This window comes from Catellatospora paridis (assembly GCF_009720365.1).
Taxonomy (GTDB): Bacteria; Actinomycetota; Actinomycetes; order Mycobacteriales; family Micromonosporaceae; genus Catellatospora; species Catellatospora paridis.
The window spans coordinates 213873-235802 of record NZ_ML769321.1; the positions used below are offsets into that span (position 1 = coordinate 213873).

At 71.7% G+C, this 21930-nt stretch carries 19 protein-coding genes; 9 read left to right on the plus strand and 10 right to left on the minus strand.

Annotated elements, in window-relative coordinates; all coding sequences use genetic code 11:
• Window positions 1–35: 35 nt before the first annotated feature.
• Window positions 36–629, minus strand: a complete 594-nt coding sequence (locus tag F9C41_RS24620; protein WP_155389201.1) for a hypothetical protein — start codon at window positions 627–629, stop codon at window positions 36–38.
• A gap of 154 nt (window positions 630–783) precedes the next feature.
• Window positions 784–2520 carry a ubiquinone-dependent pyruvate dehydrogenase gene (gene poxB, locus F9C41_RS24625; protein WP_155389202.1) on the minus strand — a complete coding sequence of 579 codons (1737 nt, stop codon included), beginning with the start codon at window positions 2518–2520 and terminating at the stop codon, window positions 784–786.
• A gap of 256 nt (window positions 2521–2776) precedes the next feature.
• Between poxB and F9C41_RS24630 the strand changes: the two genes are divergently transcribed.
• A complete protein-coding gene (locus tag F9C41_RS24630; RefSeq protein ID WP_155389203.1) occupies window positions 2777–3181 on the plus strand; it encodes a hypothetical protein in 405 nt (134 codons plus the stop codon).
• A gap of 39 nt (window positions 3182–3220) precedes the next feature.
• Here the strand turns inward: F9C41_RS24630 and F9C41_RS24635 are convergent, their stop codons facing one another.
• Together F9C41_RS24635 and F9C41_RS24640 are read right to left on the minus strand one after the other, a co-directional pair.
• Window positions 3221–3508 carry a winged helix-turn-helix domain-containing protein gene (locus F9C41_RS24635; RefSeq protein ID WP_155389204.1) on the minus strand — a complete coding sequence of 96 codons (288 nt, stop codon included), beginning with the start codon at window positions 3506–3508 and terminating at the stop codon, window positions 3221–3223.
• Window positions 3505–3969, minus strand: coding sequence for a hypothetical protein (locus F9C41_RS24640; RefSeq protein WP_155389205.1), 465 nt, complete (start codon window positions 3967–3969; stop codon window positions 3505–3507). The genes F9C41_RS24635 and F9C41_RS24640 overlap by 4 nt, the downstream gene beginning before the upstream one ends.
• Before the next feature lie 163 nt (window positions 3970–4132).
• Here F9C41_RS24640 and F9C41_RS24645 point away from each other — a divergent pair, with 163 nt between their 5' ends.
• Window positions 4133–4504, plus strand: coding sequence for a YciI family protein (locus F9C41_RS24645; RefSeq protein ID WP_155389206.1), 372 nt, complete (start codon window positions 4133–4135; stop codon window positions 4502–4504).
• Window positions 4505–4547: 43 nt separating this feature from the next.
• The gene (locus tag F9C41_RS24650) at window positions 4548–5786 is read left to right on the plus strand and encodes an RNA polymerase sigma factor (protein ID WP_155389207.1); all 1239 of its coding nucleotides are present in this window, start codon (window positions 4548–4550) and stop codon (window positions 5784–5786) included.
• Window positions 5787–5810: 24 nt separating this feature from the next.
• Here the strand turns inward: F9C41_RS24650 and F9C41_RS24655 are convergent, their stop codons facing one another.
• Genes F9C41_RS24655 through F9C41_RS24670 form a run of 4 tightly spaced genes read right to left on the minus strand, consistent with a single transcriptional unit; the run spans window position 5811 to window position 9677 of the window.
• On the minus strand, window positions 5811–6272 hold the full coding sequence (locus F9C41_RS24655; RefSeq protein WP_155389208.1) for a DUF3237 domain-containing protein: 462 nt from the start codon (window positions 6270–6272) through the stop codon (window positions 5811–5813).
• The gene (locus F9C41_RS24660; protein ID WP_155389209.1) at window positions 6269–7945 is read right to left on the minus strand and encodes a CocE/NonD family hydrolase; all 1677 of its coding nucleotides are present in this window, start codon (window positions 7943–7945) and stop codon (window positions 6269–6271) included. The genes F9C41_RS24655 and F9C41_RS24660 overlap by 4 nt, the downstream gene beginning before the upstream one ends.
• The gene (locus F9C41_RS24665) at window positions 7942–8421 is read right to left on the minus strand and encodes a MarR family winged helix-turn-helix transcriptional regulator (protein WP_155389210.1); all 480 of its coding nucleotides are present in this window, start codon (window positions 8419–8421) and stop codon (window positions 7942–7944) included. The genes F9C41_RS24660 and F9C41_RS24665 overlap by 4 nt, the downstream gene beginning before the upstream one ends.
• Window positions 8418–9677: a flavin-dependent oxidoreductase gene (locus F9C41_RS24670; protein WP_155389211.1), complete on the minus strand. Its 1260-nt coding sequence runs from the start codon at window positions 9675–9677 to the stop codon at window positions 8418–8420. Before F9C41_RS24670 ends, F9C41_RS24665 begins: the two co-directional genes overlap by 4 nt.
• 167 nt (window positions 9678–9844) lie before the next feature.
• Between F9C41_RS24670 and F9C41_RS24675 the strand changes: the two genes are divergently transcribed.
• The 3 genes from F9C41_RS24675 to F9C41_RS24685 are packed head-to-tail and all read left to right on the plus strand — an operon-like array spanning window position 9845 to window position 14703.
• Window positions 9845–12934: a BTAD domain-containing putative transcriptional regulator gene (locus F9C41_RS24675; protein ID WP_155389212.1), complete on the plus strand. Its 3090-nt coding sequence runs from the start codon at window positions 9845–9847 to the stop codon at window positions 12932–12934.
• Window positions 12935–12967: 33 nt separating this feature from the next.
• The gene (locus F9C41_RS42055) at window positions 12968–13768 is read left to right on the plus strand and encodes a MerR family transcriptional regulator (RefSeq protein ID WP_155389213.1); all 801 of its coding nucleotides are present in this window, start codon (window positions 12968–12970) and stop codon (window positions 13766–13768) included.
• A gap of 32 nt (window positions 13769–13800) precedes the next feature.
• Window positions 13801–14703, plus strand: a complete 903-nt coding sequence (locus F9C41_RS24685; RefSeq protein ID WP_230689982.1) for a hypothetical protein — start codon at window positions 13801–13803, stop codon at window positions 14701–14703.
• 107 nt (window positions 14704–14810) lie between these two features.
• On the opposite strand, the gene F9C41_RS24690 is transcribed toward F9C41_RS24685, so the two are convergent.
• Complete coding sequence (locus F9C41_RS24690; RefSeq protein WP_155389215.1) at window positions 14811–16136, minus strand: aspartate aminotransferase family protein; 1326 nt, start codon at window positions 16134–16136, stop codon at window positions 14811–14813.
• 84 nt (window positions 16137–16220) lie between these two features.
• On the opposite strand from F9C41_RS24690, the gene F9C41_RS24695 reads away from it, so the two are divergent.
• Window positions 16221–17126, plus strand: coding sequence for a LysR family transcriptional regulator (locus F9C41_RS24695; protein WP_155389216.1), 906 nt, complete (start codon window positions 16221–16223; stop codon window positions 17124–17126).
• A gap of 108 nt (window positions 17127–17234) precedes the next feature.
• Here F9C41_RS24695 and F9C41_RS24700 read toward each other — a convergent pair whose 3' ends face one another.
• Entirely contained in the window at window positions 17235–18863 is a 1629-nt protein-coding gene (locus F9C41_RS24700; RefSeq protein WP_155389217.1) for an MFS transporter, read from the minus strand.
• Between the two features lie 342 nt (window positions 18864–19205).
• Between F9C41_RS24700 and chvE the strand changes: the two genes are divergently transcribed.
• Together chvE and mmsA are read left to right on the plus strand one after the other, a co-directional pair.
• Window positions 19206–20330: a multiple monosaccharide ABC transporter substrate-binding protein gene (gene chvE, locus F9C41_RS24705; RefSeq protein ID WP_155389218.1), complete on the plus strand. Its 1125-nt coding sequence runs from the start codon at window positions 19206–19208 to the stop codon at window positions 20328–20330.
• A gap of 69 nt (window positions 20331–20399) precedes the next feature.
• Complete coding sequence (gene mmsA / locus F9C41_RS24710) at window positions 20400–21929, plus strand: multiple monosaccharide ABC transporter ATP-binding protein (RefSeq protein WP_155389219.1); 1530 nt, start codon at window positions 20400–20402, stop codon at window positions 21927–21929.
• The last annotated feature ends 1 nt before the right edge of the window (window position 21930 follow it).

A 21930-nucleotide genomic window follows, 5' to 3' on the forward strand; every position in this document is an offset into this window, starting at 1 on the left:
GCGGCCGTCGGGCCACCACCGGCCACGCCGCGGGATCAGGGCAGGGTGTACCGGACCTGGTACGAGCCGCCGTCGCCCACGTAGCTGGCGTAGCTGCCGATGGTGCTGCTGGCCGTGGCGACCATGTCGTCGTTGGACAGGTACAGGCTGGTGGTGTTGCGCAGCGCGGCGCGCATCTCGGAGATCATTGTCGAGGCCGGCTTCCAGAACGAGATCTGGTACTGGTTGTACATGTTGTTGCCGATCCAGGCGATCTCACCGGCCGTGAGGTCGTTGTCGTAGTCCTCCTCCACCATCAGCGAGATGAGCCGCCAGGTGCTGCTGCCCACTCCGCTGACGATCGAGGCGTTCGGGCTGTACGAGTCGCCGCTGGCGATCTCGTCGTCCCAGCCGCCGGGGCCCCACTTGCCGAAGGCCGTCGCCCCGGGGTTGGTCGTGCTGGCGGCGAAGACCAGGAAGTACGGGCTGTCGTCGCCGATCTCGTCGGTCTCCTCGTGGCAGATGACGGTCGCGACCTTCAGCGTGGTGGCGGCCTGCGCCGGGCTGCCGACGGCGAGGCCCGCCGCGAGCGCGACGCCGGTCAGCGCGCCGAACACGCCGATCCTGCGGAGGAGGGATGGGGTCTGCATGGGGGACTCCGTTCCGCCGCGGGTCCGGTGGACCGCACGGCTGCTGTGCCGGGAACGGGCCGGTGGTCCCGGCCGCTGCGCACAGCGAACGCGACCGGGGTTGTGACGGGGTTGTGGGCAGGTTGTCCCGCTGTTCAGCGGCCGGGCGCGCCGGTCATTCGGCGTCGAGGTCGCGCAGGTTCGTCTTGGCCAGTTCGACGATCTCCGAGCCGCGGCCGGACAGGATGGTCCTGGTGGCGTACAGCGTGAAGCCCTTGATCTGGCCGAAGGTGAGCTTGGGCGGCAGGGACAGCTCGTGCCGGGCGGTGCGCACGTCGACCAGGGCCGCGCCGGGGTGCGCGAAGGCGGCTCGGAGCGCGTCCTCCAGGTCGCCTGCCTTGTCCACGCGCGCCCCGAACAGCCCGGCGGCCTCGGCGATCGCGGCGAAGTCGGGGTTGTCCAGGTCGGTGGCGAAGGTGACGAAGCCGGCGGCCTTCATCTCGAGTTCCACGAACGACAGCGAGCCGTTGTTGAACACGACGACCTTCACCGGCAACTGCATCTGGTGCAGGGTGATCAGTTCGCCGAGCAGCATCGCCAGCCCGCCGTCGCCGGACAGCGACACGACCTGGCGGTCGGGGTGCTCGGCCTGCGCACCGATGGCCTGCGGCAGGGCGTTGGCCATGGACCCGTGGTTGAAGGAGCCGATGAGCCGCCGCCGCCCGTTCATGTGCAGGTAGCGGGCGGCCCAGATGCACGGCGTGCCGACGTCGGCGGTGAAGATGGCGTCGTCGGCGGCGAGCCGGTCGATGACGGCGGTGACGTGCTGCGGGTGCAGCGGTGACTCGTCGGCCGCGGACTTCGCCAGGCTGTCGAGCCTGCTGCGGGCGCGCCGGTAGTGGGCGGTCATCCGGTCCAGGTGCGCCGAGTCGGTCTTGGCGGTGAGCCTGGGCAGCAGCGCGTCGACGGTGTCGCGGACCGTGCCGACGAGCGGCACGTCGACGGGCACCCGGCGGCCGATCTGCTCGCCCCGCACGTCGACCTGCACCACCGGCACGCCCTCGGGATAGAACTGGCGGTAGGGGAAGTCCGTGCCGAGCATGAGCAGCGCGTCACAGTGCTCCATCGCCCGGTAGCCCGAGCTGAAGCCGATCAGCCCGGTCATGCCCACGTCGTACGGGTTGTCGTACTCGACGAACTCCTTGCCGCGGAACGCGTGCACGACCGGCGCCTGTAGCGCCCTGGCCATCGCGAGCAGCCGGTCGTGGGCGTCCGCGCAGCCCGCCCCGGCGAGGATGGTCACCCGTTCGGCGGCGTTCAGGACCGAGGCCGCGGCGTCGAGCGCGGCGTCGGCGGGCCGGACCAGCGGCGTCACCGGGCGGATCGACATCGGCTTGGCGTCGGCCGGCGCGTCGGCGAGGAACACCTCGCCGGGCACGACGACGACGGCGACTCCGCTGCGCGCCAGGGCCGTGCGCATCGCGATCTGCAGGACCCATGGCAGCTGGCTCGGGATGCTGACCAGTTCGGTGTACACGGAGCATTCGCGGAACAGGTCCTGCGGGTGGGTCTCCTGGAAGTAGCCGGAGCCGATCTCGTCGCGGGGGATCTGGGCGGCGATCGCCAGCACGGGCACGCGGCTGCGGTTGGCGTCGAACAGGCCGTTGATCAGGTGCAGGTTGCCGGGCCCGCAACTGCCCGCGCAGACCGCCAGCTCGCCGGTCACCGCGGCCTCGCCCGCGGCGGCGAACGCCGCGGCCTCCTCGTGGCGTACGTGCTGCCAGGTGATGCCGCCGTCGCGGCGCAGCGCGTCGGTGAGGCCGTTCAGCGAGTCGCCGGGCACCCCGTACATCCGGCGCACGCCCGAGGCCTTCAACGTCGCGACCATCAGATCGGCCACCGTGCGTGCCATCGTCTGCCCCCATCGTGCGCATGGACGTGGTGTGGTCCATGTTCGACGGGGGTTCCGGACCATTATCGCCCAGCGCGGCGGGGTTCGTGCATGATTTCGGCTGGTCAGCTGCACCGGCTGCCGGTGAACCCCCGAGGCGGTGGCCGGGGCGGACAGCCTGCGTCGGTGCGTGCCCCCCATGGGGCATGGCGACTGTCTACTGTGGTCGGAAGTTTCGGCGGACACGCCGCCGGAACCGTCACGAAACGGGGTCAACGTGTCCACCCTTCGGATCAACGCATTCCGGGCGCTCGGCGTCGCCGGCTTCGCGCTCGCCACGGCGCTCGCCGCCCACGAGGTCGCCCTCGCCGACACCGCGCAGACGCCGGTCGGCCAGCTGACCAGCACTCTCGACGGCTGCAACGACCTCGGTGCACAGGTGTACGTCGCGGTGACCGGCGGCCTGCCCCATACCGCGTACACCGCGAGCACCGCCCGCGGCCACGACCACGACGACACCTTCACCACCGACGGCAGCGGCAACGGCCTGGGCTACTTCCACAACGCCTGGGCCGACACCAACCCGACCTGGTCCGGTCAGGCCGTCATCACGGTCTCCGCCAACGGGCAGACCGGCACCGTGACGGTCCAGATCAGCTGCCCGGACCCGAAGGGCGAGTAGACCCGACAACCGCGCGGGGCCGTCCGTGACGGCCCCGCGTCAGGCGCCGCCGATCAGTGCTCGCAAGGCCGCGCAGTGACTGTCGTAGGCCTGCTGACCGGCCTTCGTGATCCGGTAGCTCGTGCTGCTGCCGCGGCCGTGGCCGTCCTTCGCCGAACTGACGTAGCCGGCGGACTCCAGGGTGGACATCTGCTTCGACAGATCCGACTCGGTGAGACGCAGATGGTCCTTGAGGAACCGGAACGACACCGAGGGGGCGTTGGCCAGGACGGCCATGGCCGCCAGGCGCTTGGGCACATGGATGACCGGGTCCAGTCCGTCGATCATCGCAGGCGGGCCCGGGTGTCGGCGGCGGCCACGGCGTAGCGGCGCTCATAGACGGCCAGGCCCGCGGTCACGAGGACGAACGAGGCAGCGGCGGCCGCCGGGACGCCGCCGAGCCACCAGGTGGCCGCGACGAGCAGCGCGATGACGGGCAGTGCTGCCGCAAATCCGCGCCAGACTCCGGCGATCTCGGCGGGCGGCGTGCCCTTGCCCGGCATGGGCAGCGCGCCGTGCCGACGGCGCATCCAGGTGATGAACAGGATCTCGACGGCGATCAGGGCCACCAGCGAGCCCACGAACAGTCCGGCGTTCTCGCGCCACCAGGTGAAGGTGCCGATCATGGCAGCGACCCACGCTCCTACGGCCGGGGCGTACCACCACGGGGTGGGCGGGTAGTCGACGTAGGGGGCGGCGGCTCCGCGCTCGGCCGCTTTGAGCTGCTCCGCGACCTCAATACTTTCCATGCTGGAAACCATATGCGAGAACTTTCCACTTGTGCAAGTAGAAAGTCAGGGCCCGGTCGGGGCGTTGCGGGAGACTTCTCCTGGGCCGTGTCGATCCGCGGGCCGCTCGTTCGACGTGAGGGTGCGAGAGCCGAGAGGCGGCCCGCCGGACAGGGAGAATGCGTTGTCGAAGTACATGCTGATCATGCGGGGCACCGACGAGTCGAACGCGGCCATGATGGCCGACATCGACGAGATGATCGCCAGGTCCCGCCAGTTCATCGAGGACCTGTTCAAGGCCGGCGTCTACGTCGCGGCCGAAGGGCTGGACGATCCGGGCAAGGGTGTCGTGGTCGACTTCAGCGGCGAGGCCCCGGTGGTCACGGACGGGCCGTACGGGGAGACCAAGGAACTGTTCGGGGGCTTCTTCCTGCTCGATGTCGCCTCGAAACAGGAGGCGGTCGAGTGGGCCAAGCGGGTCCCGGCGCCCCGCGGAGCCAAGGTCGAGGTCCGGCGGGTGCCCGAAGGCGACGAGGTCCCGCAGGTCGACAAGTGATCGTCAAGGACCGGGCCGGACCCGGGCGCGACGGCCGGACCTGATGGGCACGGCTGAGGTCGAGGCCGTCTGGCGGATCGAGTCGGCCCGGATCGTCGCCGCGCTGACCCGGTTCACCGGCGATTTCGGGCTGGCCGAGGACGCGGCCCAGGAGGCGGTGGCCGACGCGCTCGTAGCATGGCCGCTCGCCTCGCCGGCGAATCCGGCCGGCTGGCTGATGGCCACCGCCCGTCGGCGGGCGATCGACGCGATCCGCCGCCGGGCCGCCCTGCGGGATCGATATGCCCTGCTGGCGGCCGACACGGCGGTCGACTCGACCTTCGACGAGGACGTCGACCCCGACCCGATCGTCGACGACGTCCTGGCGCTGATGTTCGTCAGCTGCCACCCGGTGCTCTCCCCGGAGGCCCGGGTGGCGTTGACCCTGCGCGTGGTCGCGGGCCTGTCCAGCGAGGAGATCGCCCGCGCGTTCCTGGTGCCCGTGCCGACCGTGCAGGCCCGCATCACCCGGGCCAAGAAGACGATCGCGGCGGCAGGGGTGCCGTTCGAGCTGCCGCCGGTCGGCGAGCGCCGGGAGCGGCTGGGCGGCGTGCTCAGCGTCATCTACGTGATCTTCACCGAGGGGTCGACGGCCACGTCCGGCGACCGGTTGCTGCGCCCCGACGTCGCGTACGAGGCGATCCGGCTGGCCCGCACGCTGGCCGCGCTACAGCCGGACGAGCCGGAGGTGCACGGCCTGCTTGCTTTGTGCGAGCTGACGGCCTCGCGCTTCCCGGCCCGGACCTCCCCGGACGGTGCGCCGATCCTGCTGGCCGACCAGGACCGGCGGCGGTGGGACTTCTCGGCGATCCGCCGTGGGCTGGCCGCGCTGGCCAGGGCGTCGACTCGCGGGCTCGGCCCCTACGGCCTGCAGGCGGCGATCGCCGCCGTCCACGCGTCGGCGCCCTCCGTCGAGGCGACCGACTGGGACCGGATCGTGGTGCTCTACGAGGCGCTCGACCGGATCGCGCCCTCGCCGGTGGTCGAACTCAACCGGGCCGTCGCCGTGGCCATGGCCTCGGGCCCGGCGCAGGCTCTGGCCATCGTGGACGCGCTGATCGCGTCGAACCGGCTCCCCGGTTCGCACCTGGTGCCGACCGTACGCGGCGAGCTGCTGGCCCGGCTCGGGCGGCGAGCGGAGGCGCGCGCCGAGCTGGAGCTGGCGGCCCGGCTATGCGCCAACCAGCGCGAACGCTCAGTGCTGTTGCGCAAGGCGGCCTCGCTGGGCGTACCGAATGACTGAACGGCCTGACCGTGGACCGGCAGGTCAGGTGACCCGGTAGGCGGTGTAGCGGACGCGGTCGGCTTCGCGGATCGCGGAGGCGACGAACACCGACTGCTCGAGCAGGGCGAGGCGGGGCGCGGAGGTCTCCAGGCGGACGCCGATGCGGAAGTAGTACTCGGACGGGTCCACCGGGTCGTCGTGCAGCAGGGCTCCGAGGACCTCGGGCGGCCCGCTGCGGACGCCGAACGTGCGCAGGTAGACGTGCTCGCCGACGGCCGTACGGGCCGAGTAGCGAGTGTCGATCTCGATGGCCCCGTCGGCGCGTACCAGCTGCCAGTCCGCGCCGCCGGGCAGGATCTCCGCGTCGAACAGCCCGCGGACCCGCCCGCCGACGATCGGCACGACGCGGCGGTGTCCGGCCCGGGTCACCCCGTGGTCCTCCAGCGGTCCGAGCTGGACCTCGACGTCGAACGCGTGCTCAAGGGCCGGTGTCGGCGCGGTCACGGCTGCCACACCGGCAGGTCGATTTGCGAGGCGCGGGCCGTGGCGTGGGAGATCTCCTGCTCAGCCCGCTGGGTGGTCGCCGCGACCGCGGCGGGTTCGCCGGTGCCGGGGTTGCGGGCATACCGCGGATGGGCTCCGGAGCTGATCTGCACGCCGATCCGGTGGCCGGCCGCGAACTGGTGGAACGCGGGCCACAGTCGCACCTCGACCTCGCGGAAGCCGTCGTCGTCGAGCTCGGGGTCGGCCGCGGCGATCCCACCCATGCGGCGGATGCCGTCGCAGACGGTCATGGAGCGGCCGTCGGGGTGCACGTCGCAGATGCGGACGAACAGGTCCGTGCTGGGCTGCGAGGAGCGGAACCGGATGCGGGCCACCGGCTCCCCGGCCAGTACGGTCGCGGCGTCCAGCGGGTCGGTGCGGAACACGGTGACGTCGTCGCGGCGTTCGTGGGCGGCGTTGTCGAGGGGGCCGGAGTTCGGCTGCAGGCTCGGTCCGCCGACGGCGGGGGTGGGGTTGTCGGGGTCGTAGGTGTAGTGGGTGACGCCGCCGTCGGGCGCTGCTTGGCTGAGCAGGCCGGATCCGTGCAGGTGCCAGGGCTGCGAGGTCGCGCCGGGTGGCGGCCATTCGGGCAGGTCGTGCCACTGCTCCGCGCCGGTGAGGAAAGCGCGCACGGGCGTGACCCGAGTGTTCGGCCCGTTCGCGAGGTGCTCCTTGAGGAAGGCGACGGACTCGGACAGCGCCGGCCCGCCCATGCCCGCCGACACGTGCCCCCAGGGGCCGATGGTCAGGCGGGGCGGCCGTCCGGCGGCGGCGAGCTGGGCGTGGTTGCGCAGCTGCCAGGGCAGGAAGATGTCGTACCAGCCAGTGATCATGTAGACGGGTGCGGTGACGTCGGGCACGGAGGCCGTGTGCGACTGCTGCGTCCAGTACTCGTCGGTGAGCCGCTCGTGGGCGACCCAGTCCTGGTACCAGCCGACCGGGCCGTCCGTGGCGACGGTGTCGCCGGCGCTGAGCGGGAGCACGCCGAACGCCTTGGTGAGCTTGGGGTCGGGGCGAAGCATGGCCAGGATCAGCGGGAGGAAGCGCCGCTTGGCCATGCGGTCCATCATCTGCGTCCAGCCGAGCGCGTTGCGCAACGAGAACGCGCCGTTGTCCCAGGTGATGGCACCGAAGTCGGGCATGGTCGTGATGAGGCAGAGCGCGTCGGGGGCGTTGGCGGGGTCCTCGCGCTGCATCCGCCCGGCCACTGCCCACTGGGTGTAGCCGAGGTAGCTGGGCCCGTAGGTGGCGACCGATCCGGTGAACCACGGCTGCTGCCGCACCCAGCGGTGGGTCGCCATGCCGTCGCGCTGCTCGTCGACCTGCGGGTGGAACACGCCGCCCGAGCCCCAGGTGCCGCGGCAGCGCTGGGCCAGCACGGTGAATCCCTCGCGGGCGAGCGCGCGGGCCTGGGTGTCGGTGCTGCGGCGGCCGTACGGTCCGCGCATGACGACGGTCGGCAGGGGCGGCCGGACCTCGCCGACGGGGGTGATCAGGTCGGCGAGCAGTTCGGTGCCGTCGTCCATGGGCACACGCAGGTCCTTGCGGACCGTGATCTCGTAGCGCCCGGGCACGACCCCTTTGATCATGCGGGCTTGCATCCATCGGGAGAGCCGCTGGCCAAGCGTGGTCATGGCGTGTCCTCGGGGGTAGAGGGGGACGGGTCCAGCCGGTGTGCGGCGAGCGCGGCGCGGAGCCGTTCCAGTGCCGGGACCGCAGCGGCGAGCGCGTCGCGGTCGGCGGCGGGCAGCGTGGCCGCGGCCGCCGCGATGAGCTGGGCGCTGGCGCGGTCGAAACGGTCGAACAGGTCGAGGGCTTTGGCGGAGGCGGCGACGGTGACGTGGCGGCGGTCGTCGGCGCGCTGGGTGCGGGTGATGAGGCCCGCGGCCTCCATGGTGCGCAGCAGGTTGCTGACGGTGGGGCGGCTCATGCCGAGGCGGGTGGCGAGTTCGCCGGGTGTCGTGACGACGCCGGCGGGCAGGGCGCGGATGATCTCGATCTGCGCGTCGGGGATCTCGGGCAGGTCCTCGGCGGCGCGTGCGGCGGCCAGCAGCGTGCGCCGCAGCGGGGAGATGACCGCTGCCAGGTGTGCCGGGTCCAGGGTGCTCATCGCGCCGGGTCCGGCGGGGTCAGTGAGGGGCGGGTGTTGAGGGCGTCGGGGTGGAATCCGGCGGCCCGCTTGTAGCCGGTGGCGATCTCGGCGAGTTCGTCGGCCGGGATGACGTCGTGGATGTCGCGGAAACCCTCGGGGGCTCGTTCGTGGGCGAGGACCATGACCTGCTCGGGGCCCTGGCGGCGGTTGCTCAGCACGAGCGCGGTGGTGGCGGGGCGGCGGTCTGCCTCGTACGCGGCGAGCGCCTGTGCGGTCGTGGGCGCGGTGGCGAGGTGGTAGGCGAGCGTGCGCGCGTCGAGGATCGCCTGGGAGGCGCCGTTGGAGCCGTTGGGGTACATGGGGTGTGCGGCGTCGCCGAGCAGGGTCGAGTGCCCGTGGGTCCACCGGTCGATCGGGTCGCGGTCGACCATCGGGTATTCGAGGATCTCGTCGGCGGCCGCGATGACGGCGGGCACGTCGAGCCAGCCGAAGCGCCAGTCGCGGAACAGGTCGAGGACCGGGGCGGGGTCGACGGCGCGGTTCCAGTCGGCGGTCACGCCGCCGGTGGCGCCGGTGCGGCGTTCGGCGATGAAGTTGACGCGTGCGTGTCCCGTGGCGTCGGGCGCGCCGACCGGGTAGGCGACGAACTTCTGCTCGCCGTCCCCCGCCATGATCATGGTGCGTCCGTCGAGGTAGGCCGGGATCGTGGCGGTGCCCCGCCACAGGGTCAGCCCGTTCCAGACGGGGTCGCCCTCGTCGGGGTGGTGCTGGCGGCGCAGCGCGGAGTGGATGCCGTCGGCCCCGATGACGAGTCCGGCCTCGACGCGGACCTCGCCGTCGGCCGTGTCGAAGATCGCGACGTCGGTGTGCGGGCCGTGCCCGACCGCGGTGAGCCGGTGTCCGGGCCGGACGGTGTCCGCGCCCAGGCGCTCGCGGACCGCGTCCAGCAGGGCGAGTTGCAGGCGTCCGCGGTACACCGACAGCTGCGGCCAGCGGTAGCCGGCGTCCAGGCCGCGCGGCTCGCTCCAGATCGGCTGGCCGAAACGGTTGAAGTAGGCCAGGGTGCCCGGGGCCGTGCCGAGTTCGGCGACGCGGTCGCCGAGACCCAGCTCGGTCAGCTCGCGGACGGCGTGGGGGAGCAGGTTGATGCCGACGCCCAGGGGGCGCAGCTCGGCGACGCGATCGAACACGCGGATGTCGCGGAATCCGGCCTGGCGCAGGCTCAGCGCGGCGGTGAGCCCGCCGATGCCCCCGCCGATGATCACGATTGTCATCTCGACTCCAGCCGTGTCCGCCAGTGGCGCACATAGTTTTGGAACAAAGCTAATGTGTTGTCAAGAGCCGTCTCGCGAGTTGTAACGCGGTAGGGATCATGGGGGAGCCCCGGGAAAGGGGCTTTACTATGGCGGTCCCCCCGTCGCCGAGGACCCAGGTGGCCACGATGTTCGCGAATCCCTCGGCAGCCACGCCGTTCGGCGTCCTGGGCCCGGTCGAGGTACGCCGCCCCGACGGCACCGCCGTCGCCATCAGCGGCGCGAAACGCCAGGCCGTGCTCGCGCTCCTGCTGCTGGAGGCCGGGCGGACCGTCAGCACCGACCGGCTGATCGAGGCGCTGTACGCGGACAGCCAGGGCGCCGACGCGGCCAATGCACTGCACGGACAGGTGTCGCGGCTGCGGCGCGTGCTGCGCGACACCGGGGCCGTCATCGAATCCAGCCCGGGCGGCTACCGCATCGCCGTCGACCCGGACGCGGTCGACGCGCACCTGTTCACCCGCCTCGCCGGTGAGGGACGCCGGATCCTGGCCACCGATCCCGCCACCGCCCAAGCCCTGCTGGCGCGGGCCCTGGAACTGTGGCGGGGAGGGGACCGGCCCCCACTCGCCGATGCCGAGTTCCTCACCGCGCACTTCGCCCGCCTCGTCCAACAGCGCCTCACCGCGATCGAGGACCATGCCGAGGCGAGCCTCGCTCGCGGTGAGCAGGTCACCACCGTGGCGGAACTGTCCGATCTGCTGGCCGCGCATCCCCTCCGCGAACGGGCCTGCGCGCTGCTCATGCGCGCCCTCTACGCCTCCGGCCAGCAGGCACTGGCGCTCGAACTCCACGAACGGACCCGCCGCGCACTGGCCGCGGAACTCGGCGCCGACCCCTCGCCCGAGCTGACCGCCGTGCACCTGGCCATCCTCCGCGAAGGAGCGTCGCCGGGACCACGGCGGGTGCCCGCACAGCTGACCAGCTTCGTCGGCCGCGACGAGGAGATCGCCCGGCTGACCGACCTGCTCACGCACGAACGGCTGGTGACCCTCACCGGCCCCGGCGGCACGGGCAAGACCCGGCTCGCGATCGAGGCTGCCGCCGCGATGGACGGCGAGGTCGCCTTCGTCGAGCTCGCGCCGCTGACCGACGCCCGCCTGCTCGCCCAGACCCTCACCGCGGCGCTCAGCCTGAACGAACCGGGCCTGCTGCCCACGGCCGCCGGACCACCCGCCGCCGAGGCGCACCTGGTCACCGCGCTCGCCGACCGGCGGCTCCTGATCATTTTGGACAACTGCGAGCACATCGTCGACGACACCGCCCGGCTCACTCACCGGTTGCTCGCCGCGTGCCCCGGGCTGCGGATCCTCGCCACCAGCCGCGAGTCACTGGGACTGACCGGGGAGACGCTGTTCGCGCTCGGGCAGCTGGCCGTGGCCCCGGCGGACGCGGCCCTGCCCGAACGGTTCGGCTGCCCTGCGGTGCGCCTGTTCGCCGACCGGGCCCGCACCGTACGGCCGGATTTCCGCGTCGACGGCGACGGCATCGACGACGTCATCCGCATCTGCACCGAACTCGACGGGCTCCCGCTGGCCATCGAGCTGGCCGCGGCGCGGCTGCGTTCGCTCACCCTCGCCGAGGTCGCCGCCGGGCTCGCCGACCGGTTCCGGCTCCTGTCCCGCGGCAGCCGCACCGCCGCGCCCCGGCACCAGACGCTGCGGGCGGTGGCCGAGTGGAGCTGGGACCTGCTCGACCCGGCCGAGCAGACCCTCGCCCGGCGGTTGAGCGTGTTCGCCGGCGGCGCGACCGTCGCCTCGGCCACCGCGGTGTGCGGACTGCCGGCGCTGGACGTTCCCGATCTGCTCGCCGGGCTCACCGAGAAGTCCTTCGTGGACTATTCCGGCGGCCGATACCGGATGCTGCAGACGATCCGCGCCTTCTGCGCCGAACACCTCGCCGAAGCAGGTGAGGACGCCGCCGTACGCGGGGCGCATGCCGTGCATTTCCGTGAACTCACCGAGACCGCCGACCCGCACCTGCGCGGCTCCGGGCAGCTGGAGTGGCTGGACCGGCTGGCCGCCGAGAACGACGACCTGCGGGCCGCGCTGCGCTGGACCGGGCACACCGAGCCGCGGCTCGCGCTGCGGATGGGCGCGGCGATGTCCTGGTACTGGTATCTGCGCGGGCTCCGCCGCGAAGGGGCGGCACTGTCCGCCGAGCTGATTTCCCAACTGGGCGACACGGCACCAGGCGACCTGGCCGAGGAATACGCCCTGTGCGTCGCCAACGCCATCGCGGCCCCGGACCCGGTGGTGGTGGAGCAGCCGGCAGCCGCGACCCGTATGCCCTCGGACGCGCCGCCGCGCTGGCCGGGCACGGCGGTGCTGTGCCCCGACCCGGACCGCCCGGTCGCCGCGGACCCCTGGGCACAGGCCACCGCGCACCTTCATCGCGGGCAACGGCATGTGGTCCGCGGCGAGGCTCCCGAGGCCAAGGAGGCACTCGACCAGGCGCTCGAAGGCTTCCGCGCCGTCGGCGACCGCTGGGGTACGACCAACGCCCTCGACTCGCTGGCCGAACTGGCCGCCTGGCGCGGCGACTGGCCCCGCACCGTCTCCCTCATGAGCCAGGCCGTCGACGCCGCCGAACAGCTCTCCTCCACCGAGGCGCTCACGGACCTGCTCTGCCGCCGTGCCAAGGTCCGCATGCTCGCCGGGGACCTGCCCGCCGCCCGCGCCGACCTCCAGCGCGCCACCGAGACCGCCGCCCGCACCGGTCGCCCCGGCCTGCTCGCCGAACTCCACCAGGGCTTCGGGGACGTCGTCCGCCTCCAAGGCGACCTGGCCGAAGCGACCCGCCGCTACGAACTCGCGCTGGCGGCCGTCGGCGGCGAGGACGCGGGCCTCATCCGCCTCAAGGTCCTGCGCGGCCTGGGCTGGATCGCCGTATCCACCGGCCGTCCCGAAGAAGCCGCCGAGTACCACCACACCGTCCTCGACGCGGCGGTCGACCGCGGCAACTACCTGCTCGCCGCCGACGCGGTCACCGGGCTCGCCGGCGCCGCCCTGCAGGAAGGGGACGGCGCCCGGGCGGCGCTGCTGCTCGGAGCGGCCCGCGCCGTGCACGGAGCGCGGCTCACCGCGGGCGCGGACGTGGCGCGCGTGGCCCAGCCGACGCTGGAGTTGATCGGGGCGGCGGCGTACACGGCGGCGTTCGGGCGCGGGCGGGCACTCAGCCGGGAGGAGGCGCTGGGCTTGGTCAGGAAGACCGCTTGACCTCGCCCCAAGGGCGCGCCGCAGACTGGCCGGGTGGCACGGGAACATCTGCTGGCGGGAGAGTTCGGGGCGGCGGCGCGGCTGTCGCCGAAGGCGCTGCGCCTGTACGCCGAGCAGGGCCTGCTCCCGCCCGCGTGGGTGGACCCGGCGACCGGATACCGCTACTACAGCCCCGACCAGCTGCCCCGTGCCCGCCTGGTCGCCCGGCTGCGCCGATTGGGGCTGCCGCTGGCCCGGATCGCCGTGCTGGCCGACCTGACCCCGCAGGACAGGGCGCTGGAACTGCGCGGATGGCTGCACTCCCAGCGCAGCCTGCTCGACGACCGGGCGGCGGTCGTCGAGGCGGTGCAGGGGTCGTCCGCCGACACCGGGCTCGCCGCCGCCGTGGCGATGCGGGACGTGCCGGCGGTGAAGGTGCTGGGCCGCCGACACCGGATCGACTCGACCGCGCTGCCCGACTTCCTCCACACCGCCGAGCAGGACATCCGCGCTCACCTGCGGGCCTCCGGCCGGCCCGCGGACGGCCGTCGCTTCGTGTTCTTCGAGGACCTGATCACCCCTGACAGCTACGGGTACGTGGAGGCGGCGGTCGCCTGCGACGGCAGCGTCGAACCCGTCGACGACCTGCACCTCCGCCTGGTGCCCGCACACACCGCGGTGTACCTGCCCGTGCCGCCCGGCCACGAGGACCTGCCCCTGGTCCTGCGCGTCTACGACGCCGTCGAGGCCTGGACCGACGCCCACCCCGGCGTCGTCTGCACCGGCCACCCCTACGAGATCTATCCCGGCACCGGCACGCGGTTCGACGTCGCGTATCCGGTCACCGTCCACTGACCGAGAGGTTTCCCGTGCGCCACCTTCCCTACGTGGGCAGCGGTCCCTACTGCTACGCCAACTCGTTCGCCATGCTGCTCGGCGAGCGGTCGCCGTCGACCGCGGTCATCGAGGTCACCACCGGCGGCCCGTTCGGCATGCAGCTCATCGGCGGCACGCTGGTGTTCTTCGACGCCTACGGGTGGGACCCCGAGCAGGGGTTCGACCGGGCGCTGTCGGCGATCGGGTGGACATCGACGGTCAGCAAGGGCGGCGACGCCGACGCGGCGCTGGCCCGCCTCACGGCGGCGGTTCGGCAAGGGCCGGTGTGGGTCGGCCCGGTCGAGATGGGACACCTGCGCCACCAGCCCGAGATGACGGGCCCGATCGGGGCCGATCACTTCGTGGTCGCGCTGGATGTCGACGACGAGCGGGTGCTCGTGCACGATCCGCACGGCTTCCCGTATGCCGAGGTGCCGGTCGGCGACTTCATGACGGCCTGGCGGGCCGAGACGATCAGCTATGGCGAGCCGTACACGATGCGCACCGACTTCGTGAAGGTCGCCGACGTCAGCGACGCCGACGCGATCCGGTCGACCATCCCGGCCGCGATCGACTGGCTGTCCATGCGCGCCGACGTTCCGATGCCGCCCGGCAGCCTCGGCAACGGCGCGGCCGCCGAGCGGGTCGCCGAGCTGGTCGAGGCCGGGGCCGGGGACGGGCTGCGCGAGCACCTCATGTACTTCGCGATCCGGGTCGGCGCGCGCCGGCTCAGCGACACCGCCGACTGCCTGCGGACGGCCGGATACGACAAGGCCGCCGTGATCGCCGCGGAGCAGGCCCGGCTCGTCGGCTCGCTGCAACACCCCGTGGTCACCAAGGACTTCCCGGTCGCGGCGGCCGCCCTGCGCCGCCTCGCCCCCACCTACGACCTGCTGCGCGCGGCTCTCGAATAACCCGGCCGCAGCGGGCGGACCCCGATGTCGGTGGTCGGCCCGCTGTGCCCGCAGGCAGCATCGCCTCTTCCTGCTGTCCGGAATCGACGCACCACGATTCGGCGCGGTCAGGCCACCTTCGTGGTCTCACCGAGGGCCTGGTCGAGGATCTCCAGGCCGAGGGCCAGTTCGTCCCGCGTCGCGGTCAGCGGTGGCGCGATGCGGAACGTGCCGCCCATGCCGGCCAGCTGGACCACGTTCAGGTGCAGGCCGAGCTCCAGGCAGCGGCGGGTGACCTGCGCGCCCAGCACGTCCGCGCCTTCCTTGGTCTTGCGGTCGACGACGAGTTCGAGGCCCTGCATCAGCCCTCGGCCGCGCACGTCGCCCACGACCTCGTGCCGCTGCTGGAGCTGCAGCAGCCCGTCGCGCAGGAACGTGCCCAGCTCCCGTGCCCGCAGATCCAGCTGCTCGGACTGCAGGACGTCGAGCACGGTGTTGCCGACGGCGGCGACGAGCGGGTCCGACACGTGCGTGGTGTAGAACAGGTAGCCGCGCTCGTGGGCCCGCTGCTCGATCTCCGCGCTGGTGATCACGGCAGCCAGCGGCAGCCCCGCGCCGAGGGTCTTGGACAGGGTGAGGATGTCGGGCACGATGCCGTCGCGCTGGAAGGCGTACCAGTCGCCGGTGCGGCAGAGCCCGGTCTGCGCCTCGTCGACGATCAGCAGCATGCCGCGCTCGCGGCACTTGGCGGCCAGCGCGGCGAAGTAGCCCGGTGGTGGTTCGATGACGCCGCCGGAGCTGAGGATCGGCTCGACGATGCAGGCCGCGAGGCTGCCTGACGACTGCGCGTCGATCATGGCGAACCCGTGGTCGAGCTGCCGCCGCCAGTCGAACGCGCCGTCGGCGGTGGTGAAGTCGGGACGGTACGCATTGGGCGTCGGGATCGCGAAGTTGCCGGGGGCCGTCGGCCCGTAGCCCTGATGGCCCGCGCTGTACGTCGCGGCGGCCGCGGCGCCGGTCATGCCGTGCCACGACCGGGCGAACGCGACGATCTCGTGCTTGCCGGTGACGAGCTTGGCCATGCGGATGGCCGCCTCGTTCGACTCGGCCCCGGTCGTCAGCAGCAGCACCTTGTCCAGCGGCGCGGGCAGCGACTCGGCGAGCCGGCGCGCCAGGTCCACCACCGGGCGCGACAGCATGCCGCTGAACAGGTGGTCCAGGCTCGCGACCTGCCGCTGCACCGTCGCCACGATCGCCGGATGGCAGTGGCCGAGGATGGCGCTCATCTGGCCCGAGGTGAAGTCGAGGATCCGGCGGCCGTCGGCGGTGTACACGAAGCTCCCCACCGACCGCTCGATGATCTCCGGGGTGAACGGGCCGCCGTACCGCACCAGGTGGCGCTCCGCGTCGGACCAGAACTGCTCGGCGGTCGCCTGCTCGCTCGTCAGCGTCATGCCCTCACGATATGGACCGTCGCTGTGCGCGAAAAGCTCCGAGGTGCGACTAGCCTGTGCGTCATCTGCGCACAAGGGGGTCCGATGCGGCTGAACACCTCCCGCCTGGAGATGCTCCATCTCCTGGACAGCCTCGGCACGGTGCGGGCCGTCGCGGCGGCGCTGCACCTGAGTCCGTCGGCGGTGTCCGCGCAGCTCGCGGTGCTGGAGGCGGAGACCCGAGCCGAGCTGCTGCAGCGGGTCGGCCGCCGGGTGCGGCTCACGGCGGCCGGGCGCACCCTGGCGCGGCACGCCCGGGTGATCCTCGACCAGGTCAAGGCGGCCGAGGCAGACCTGCGCGACCTGTCCGGACAGCCGGCGGGGCCGGTGCGCCTGGCCGCGTTCTCCAGCGCCGTCCGGACCCTGGTCATCCCGCTCGCCGCCCGGCTGCGGCGGACGCACCCGCGCATCGAGCTGGAGGTGAGCGAGCTCGACCCGCAGGACAGCCAGCCGGCCCTGCGCCGCGGCGACTGCGACGTCATCGTGACCGCGGACTTCAGCGACGGATCGGCGCCCCTGGACCCCGACGTGCACACCATCCCGCTGCTCGCCGACGCCATCGTGCTGGTGACGTCGCAGGATCAGGCGGGGCCGGACGCGCCCGTGGACCTGGCCGACTTCGCCGCGGCGGCCTGGTCGGTGGACCTGCCCGGGACGTACCTGTCCCGCCTGGTGTCGAGCAGCTGCCGGCAGGCCGGCTTCGAGCCGATCGTGGCCGGTCGTTTCAGCAGCTACGAGCTGTTGCTGGCGCACGTCGAAGCAGGGCTGTCCGTGTCACTGCTGCCCGAGCTGGCAGTCGACGGCAGATACCGGGTGGCGACCCGCGCGCTGCGGGAACCACTGACCCGCCAGGTGTACGCGGCCGTGCGCGGCCGGTCGGCGCTGACCGCGGCCGCTCGCATCGTGCTGGACGAGCTGCGTGACCTGTCGGCGGCCCGGGTTCACGCCTGAGGCCGTCGCATGATCGTCCGACGTGCCCGGCATTCGTGCGTATCTTGAAGGTCCATTCCCGCAGGTGCCAGGCAAGTCGAGTGACCTTGGTGCGGTCGGCGACCGTGCTCAAGCCGGAGGCGGGGGAGTCGGGTCAGGTGTGCCCGGCTGGCGGTCGGGAATGCCGCGGGTGAGGAAGAGTGCGGCCAGCGCGATCAGCGCGAGCAGGCCCAGCGCCGCGCGCAGGCCGTCGAGCCGGGACTGCTCGTTCTGCGCCACGGCGGCGGCCGCGGTGGACGGGGCCACGCCGGCGTCGGCGAGCGCCGCGGCCAGCTGCTCGTTCGACAGGAACGGGATGCCTGCCGCCAGCTGCACCTGGGCCTGTGCGGACACGTCGGCGGGGATGGCCGGATTGGCCTGGACGCCGGTCAGGAACGACGTGGTCAGCCCGGAGATGAGCACCGCGCCGGCCAGCGCGGTGCCGATCGAGGCGCCCAGGTTGGTCACGGTGTTCTGCAGCCCGCCGACTTCGGCGCTGCGCTCGTCGGGCACCGCCGACACGGTGACGCTGCCCAGCTGGGATGCCAGTGCGCCGACGCCGAGCCCGGCCAGCAGCAGCGGCCCGGTGACGATCGCCGGACCGGCGCCGACCTCCAGTGCGGCGGCGAGCGCGACGATGCCGGCGAACAGGGCCACGAAACCGACCTGCACCACGCGCCGGGGGGACGCGTTCGGGAGGAACTTGGGCACGCCCACGGCCGCGAGCAGCAGCGTCACCGACAGGGGAAGGATGCGCAGCCCGGTCTCGATCGCCGACAGGCCCAGGGCCACCGACAGGTAGAGCGGGACGGTGAAGAACAGGCCCGCCTGGAGCAGGTACTGGAACAGGAACGAGTTGAGGCCGCCGCGGAGCAGCCGGTTGTCGAGCAGGGCCGGGTCCAGCAGCACCGGCTGTCCCCGGCGCAGGCGTGCGCGCTCGCGGGACAGGAACCAGCGCAGCACGAGGCCGCCGGCGATGACGAGCCAGAACACCGGGGACAGGCCGAGCCACGCCGGCCCGCCGGGCTTGGGGTTGACGAAGCCCCAGGTGCCGCCGCGCAGGATGCCGAAGACGATCAACACCAGGCCCAGGCCCGACAGGACGGTGCCGCCGATGTCCAGCTTGGTGGCGCGGTCGGGCGGCAGGTCCCGCATCCGGCGGGTCAGCAGCAGGATGCCCAGGACCACGATGACCTCGCCGGCGAAGACCCACCGCCAGGAGGCGTACGTGGTGAGCAGGCCGCCGATCAGCGGTCCGACCGCGACGGCGATCGCGCCGAACGCGGCGACCAGGCCGTACGCGCGGGGGCGTTGGACGCGGTCGAAGTTGGACGCGACCAGCGCCACGATGGCGGGCAGGATGAGCGCGGCGCCCACGCCTTCGAGCACCGACCAGCCGATGAACAGCACGGTGAGGTTCGGAGCCAGGGCGGTGGTCAGGGATCCCACTCCGTAGATCACGCAACCGATCGCGAAGGCGCGCTTGAAGCTGATGATCTGGCCGATCTTCCCGCCGGTGATCATCAGCGCGGCCATGACGAGGGTGTACATCGTGATCGCGGTCTGGATGCCGGTGACGGTGGTGCCCACGTCCTCGGCGACCGTCGCGATCGACACGTTCATGACGGAGCTGTCGAGCGTCATCAGGAACTGGCCGCACGCCAGGGTGAACAGTACGGTTCCGGTCGCGACCTGGCGATCGGGCGATGTCGGGGCCATGACCCGCTCCTCCGCGCTCGGTCCTGGCCTCGGCCAGCCCGCGCCTATTTGATGATTGTTCATCCTATATGCCCACTGTTGAGCCTGGAGTGTTCATCCCGTGGCTCAGGCGCGGTCGACGCCTTCCGAAACCCATCAGGATGTATGCCTCCCAGGACCTCGGCCGTAATCCAACCGTGACCTGACGTCCATTGACCTTGGCCCGCAATCGTCGAATTATGTGAGCGTTCACAAGCCCGTAATCTGCGAAAGTCGCGGGTTACCGAAAAAGATTGTGAGCGCTCACAGCCTGCCGCCTGACCTGGCGGCCGGCGGGCCGTTCCCGTCGGGAGAAGGAGCGACATGAAGATCGCAAGACTGGCCGCCGCCGCGCTGGGCCTGATCGTGGCCACCAGCCTCGCCGCCTGCGGTTCGAGCACCAAGACCACTGACCAGGAGCAGGCCGGTGGCACCGAGGGCGCGCTGGTCGGCGTGACGATGCCGACCAAGTCCTCCGAGCGGTGGATCCATGACGGCGACAACGTCAAGTCCCAGCTCGAGGCACTGGGCTACAAGGTCGACCTGCAGTACGCCGAGAACGACATCCCGACCCAGGTCAACCAGATCGAGAACCAGATCACCAGGGGCGCGAAGCTGCTGATCATCGCCTCGATCGACGGCACGGCGATCACCACCCAGCTGCAGCAGGCGGCCGACAAGAAGATCCCGGTCATCGCCTACGACCGCCTGATCCGCAACTCGCCCAACGTGGACTACTACGCCACGTTCGACAACTACAAGGTCGGCGTGCAGCAGGCGACCTCGCTGCTGGTGGGCCTGGGGCTGAAGAAGGCGGACGGCTCCGAGGGCACCGCCAAGGGCCCGTTCAACATCGAGCTGTTCGCCGGCTCGCCCGACGACAACAACGCGACCTTCTTCTTCAACGGCGCCATGGACACCCTCAAGCCGTACCTGGACAAGGGCACGCTGGTCGTCAAGAGCAAGGAGACCGAGTTCAAGACCGTCGCGATCCTGCGCTGGGACCCGGCGACCGCGCAGAAGCGCATGGAAGACCTGCTGACCAAGACCTACGCCAAGGGCGACAAGGTGCAGGGCGTGCTGTCGCCGTACGACGGCCTGTCCATCGGCATCCTCTCCGCGCTCAAGAGCAGCGGCTACGGCACCGCCAACCAGCCCTACCCGGTCGTGACCGGGCAGGACGCCGAGGTCGCCTCCGTCAAGTCGATCATCGCGGGTGAGCAGTACGCCACGATCTACAAGGACACCCGGGAGCTGGCGAAGGTCACCGTGAAGATGGCCGACGCCGTGCTCAAGGGCGGCAAGCCGGAAGTCAACAACACCAAGGACTACGACAACGGCAACAAGGTCGTCCCGTCCTTCCTGCTCGAGCCGATCGTCGTCTACAAGGACAACTACAAGGCGACGCTGATCGACACCGGCTACTACACCGCGGACCAGCTCAAGTAGCTGCCGCGCGCCCGTCCGGCCGGTCAACCCGGCCGGACGGGCGTCCCGCCCCACCGGAGGAGGCCGACCTTGACCGACGTGATCCTGCAGATGCGTCACATCACCAAGACGTTCCCGGGGGTCACCGCCCTCGACGACGTGAACCTCACGGTCCGCCGCGGGGAGATCCACGCGATCTGCGGCGAGAACGGCGCCGGCAAGTCCACCCTGATGAAGGTCCTGTCGGGGGTCCACCCACACGGCGACTACACCGGTGAGATCACCCTCGACGGCCAGCCGTGCCGGTTCGGCGGCATCCGCGACAGCGAACGCCTCGGCGTCGTGATCATCCACCAGGAGCTGGCACTGTGCCCGAACCTGTCGATCGCGGAGAACATCTTCCTCGGCAACGAGCGCGCCCCGCGCGGCGTCGTGAACTGGAACCGCACCAATGCGGAAGCCGCCGAACTGATGCAGCGCGTGGGGTTGCACGAGAACCCGACCACGCCCGCGATGGATCTCGGCGTCGGCAAGCAGCAGCTGGTCGAGATCGCCAAGGCGCTGTCCAAGCGGGTGCGCCTGCTGATCCTCGACGAGCCGACCGCGGCGCTGAACGACGACGACTCCGCGCACCTGCTCGACCTGCTGCGCGGCCTGCGCGACCAGGGCATCACCTGCGTGATCATCTCGCACAAGCTCAACGAGATCCAGGCGATCGCCGACTCCACGACGATCCTGCGCGACGGCCGGACCATCGAGACGCTCGACATGACCGCCGACGTCACCGAGGACCGCATCATCGCCGGCATGGTCGGCCGCGACCTGGAGCACCGCTTCCCCGAACACGAGCCCCGCATCGGCGAGGAGGTGCTGCGCATCGAGGACTGGACCGTGCACAGCCCCACCCAGCACGGCCGGGTCGTGGTCTCCGGCGCGAACCTCAGCCTGCGCCGCGGCGAGATCGTCGGCCTGGCCGGGCTGATGGGCGCCGGCCGCACCGAGCTCGCCATGAGCGTCTTCGGCCGCAGCTACGGCATCGGCATCTCCGGCCGGATCTTCAAGGACGGCCGCGAGATCCGGCTGAAGACCGTGGGCGATGCGATCCGCCACGGCATCGCGTACGCCACGGAGGACCGCAAACGCTACGGCCTCAACCTGATCGAGGACATCAAACGCAACGTGTCGGCGGCGGGGCTGAACAAGCTCGCCACCCGGGGCTGGATCCACGACAACGAGGAGTACCGCGTCGCCGACGGCTTCCGGGCCGGCATGAACATCAAGGCCCCGAACGTCTCGGCGGTCACCGGCAAGCTCAGCGGCGGCAACCAGCAGAAGGTCGTGCTGTCGAAGTGGCTGTTCACCGACGCCGACGTGCTCATCCTCGACGAACCCACCCGCGGCATCGACGTGGGTGCCAAGTACGAGATCTACTCGATCATCAACCACATGGCCGACCAGGGCAAAGCCGTGCTGGTCATCTCCTCCGAACTGCCTGAGCTGCTGGGTGTCTGCGACCGCATCTACGCGATGTCCGCCGGCCGGATCACCGGCCAGGTCACCCGCGAGCAGGCCACCCCGGAGCGGCTCATGCAGTTCATGACCAAGGTGAAGGAGCAGTAAC

Bases quoted from the DNA above. Each gene is read 5' to 3' on its own strand.
- F9C41_RS24690 (WP_155389215.1), bottom strand. From the start codon at position 16,136: ATGACGCTGACGAGCGAGCAGGCGACCGCCGAGCAGTTCTGGTCCGAC.
- F9C41_RS24660 (WP_155389209.1), bottom strand. From the start codon at position 7,945: ATGACCACGCTTGGCCAGCGGCTCTCCCGATGGATGCAAGCCCGCATG.
- F9C41_RS24640 (WP_155389205.1), bottom strand. From the start codon at position 3,969: ATGGAAAGTATTGAGGTCGCGGAGCAGCTCAAAGCGGCCGAGCGCGGA.
- F9C41_RS24635 (WP_155389204.1), bottom strand. From the start codon at position 3,508: ATGATCGACGGACTGGACCCGGTCATCCATGTGCCCAAGCGCCTGGCG.
- F9C41_RS24700 (WP_155389217.1), bottom strand. From the start codon at position 18,863: ATGGCCCCGACATCGCCCGATCGCCAGGTCGCGACCGGAACCGTACTG.
- F9C41_RS24675 (WP_155389212.1), top strand. From the start codon at position 9,845: ATGTTCGCGAATCCCTCGGCAGCCACGCCGTTCGGCGTCCTGGGCCCG.
- F9C41_RS24665 (WP_155389210.1), bottom strand. From the start codon at position 8,421: ATGAGCACCCTGGACCCGGCACACCTGGCAGCGGTCATCTCCCCGCTG.
- F9C41_RS24695 (WP_155389216.1), top strand. From the start codon at position 16,221: ATGCGGCTGAACACCTCCCGCCTGGAGATGCTCCATCTCCTGGACAGC.
- F9C41_RS24670 (WP_155389211.1), bottom strand. From the start codon at position 9,677: ATGACAATCGTGATCATCGGCGGGGGCATCGGCGGGCTCACCGCCGCG.
- F9C41_RS24620 (WP_155389201.1), bottom strand. From the start codon at position 629: ATGCAGACCCCATCCCTCCTCCGCAGGATCGGCGTGTTCGGCGCGCTG.
- poxB (WP_155389202.1), bottom strand. From the start codon at position 2,520: ATGGCACGCACGGTGGCCGATCTGATGGTCGCGACGTTGAAGGCCTCG.
- F9C41_RS24650 (WP_155389207.1), top strand. From the start codon at position 4,548: ATGGGCACGGCTGAGGTCGAGGCCGTCTGGCGGATCGAGTCGGCCCGG.
- chvE (WP_155389218.1), top strand. From the start codon at position 19,206: ATGAAGATCGCAAGACTGGCCGCCGCCGCGCTGGGCCTGATCGTGGCC.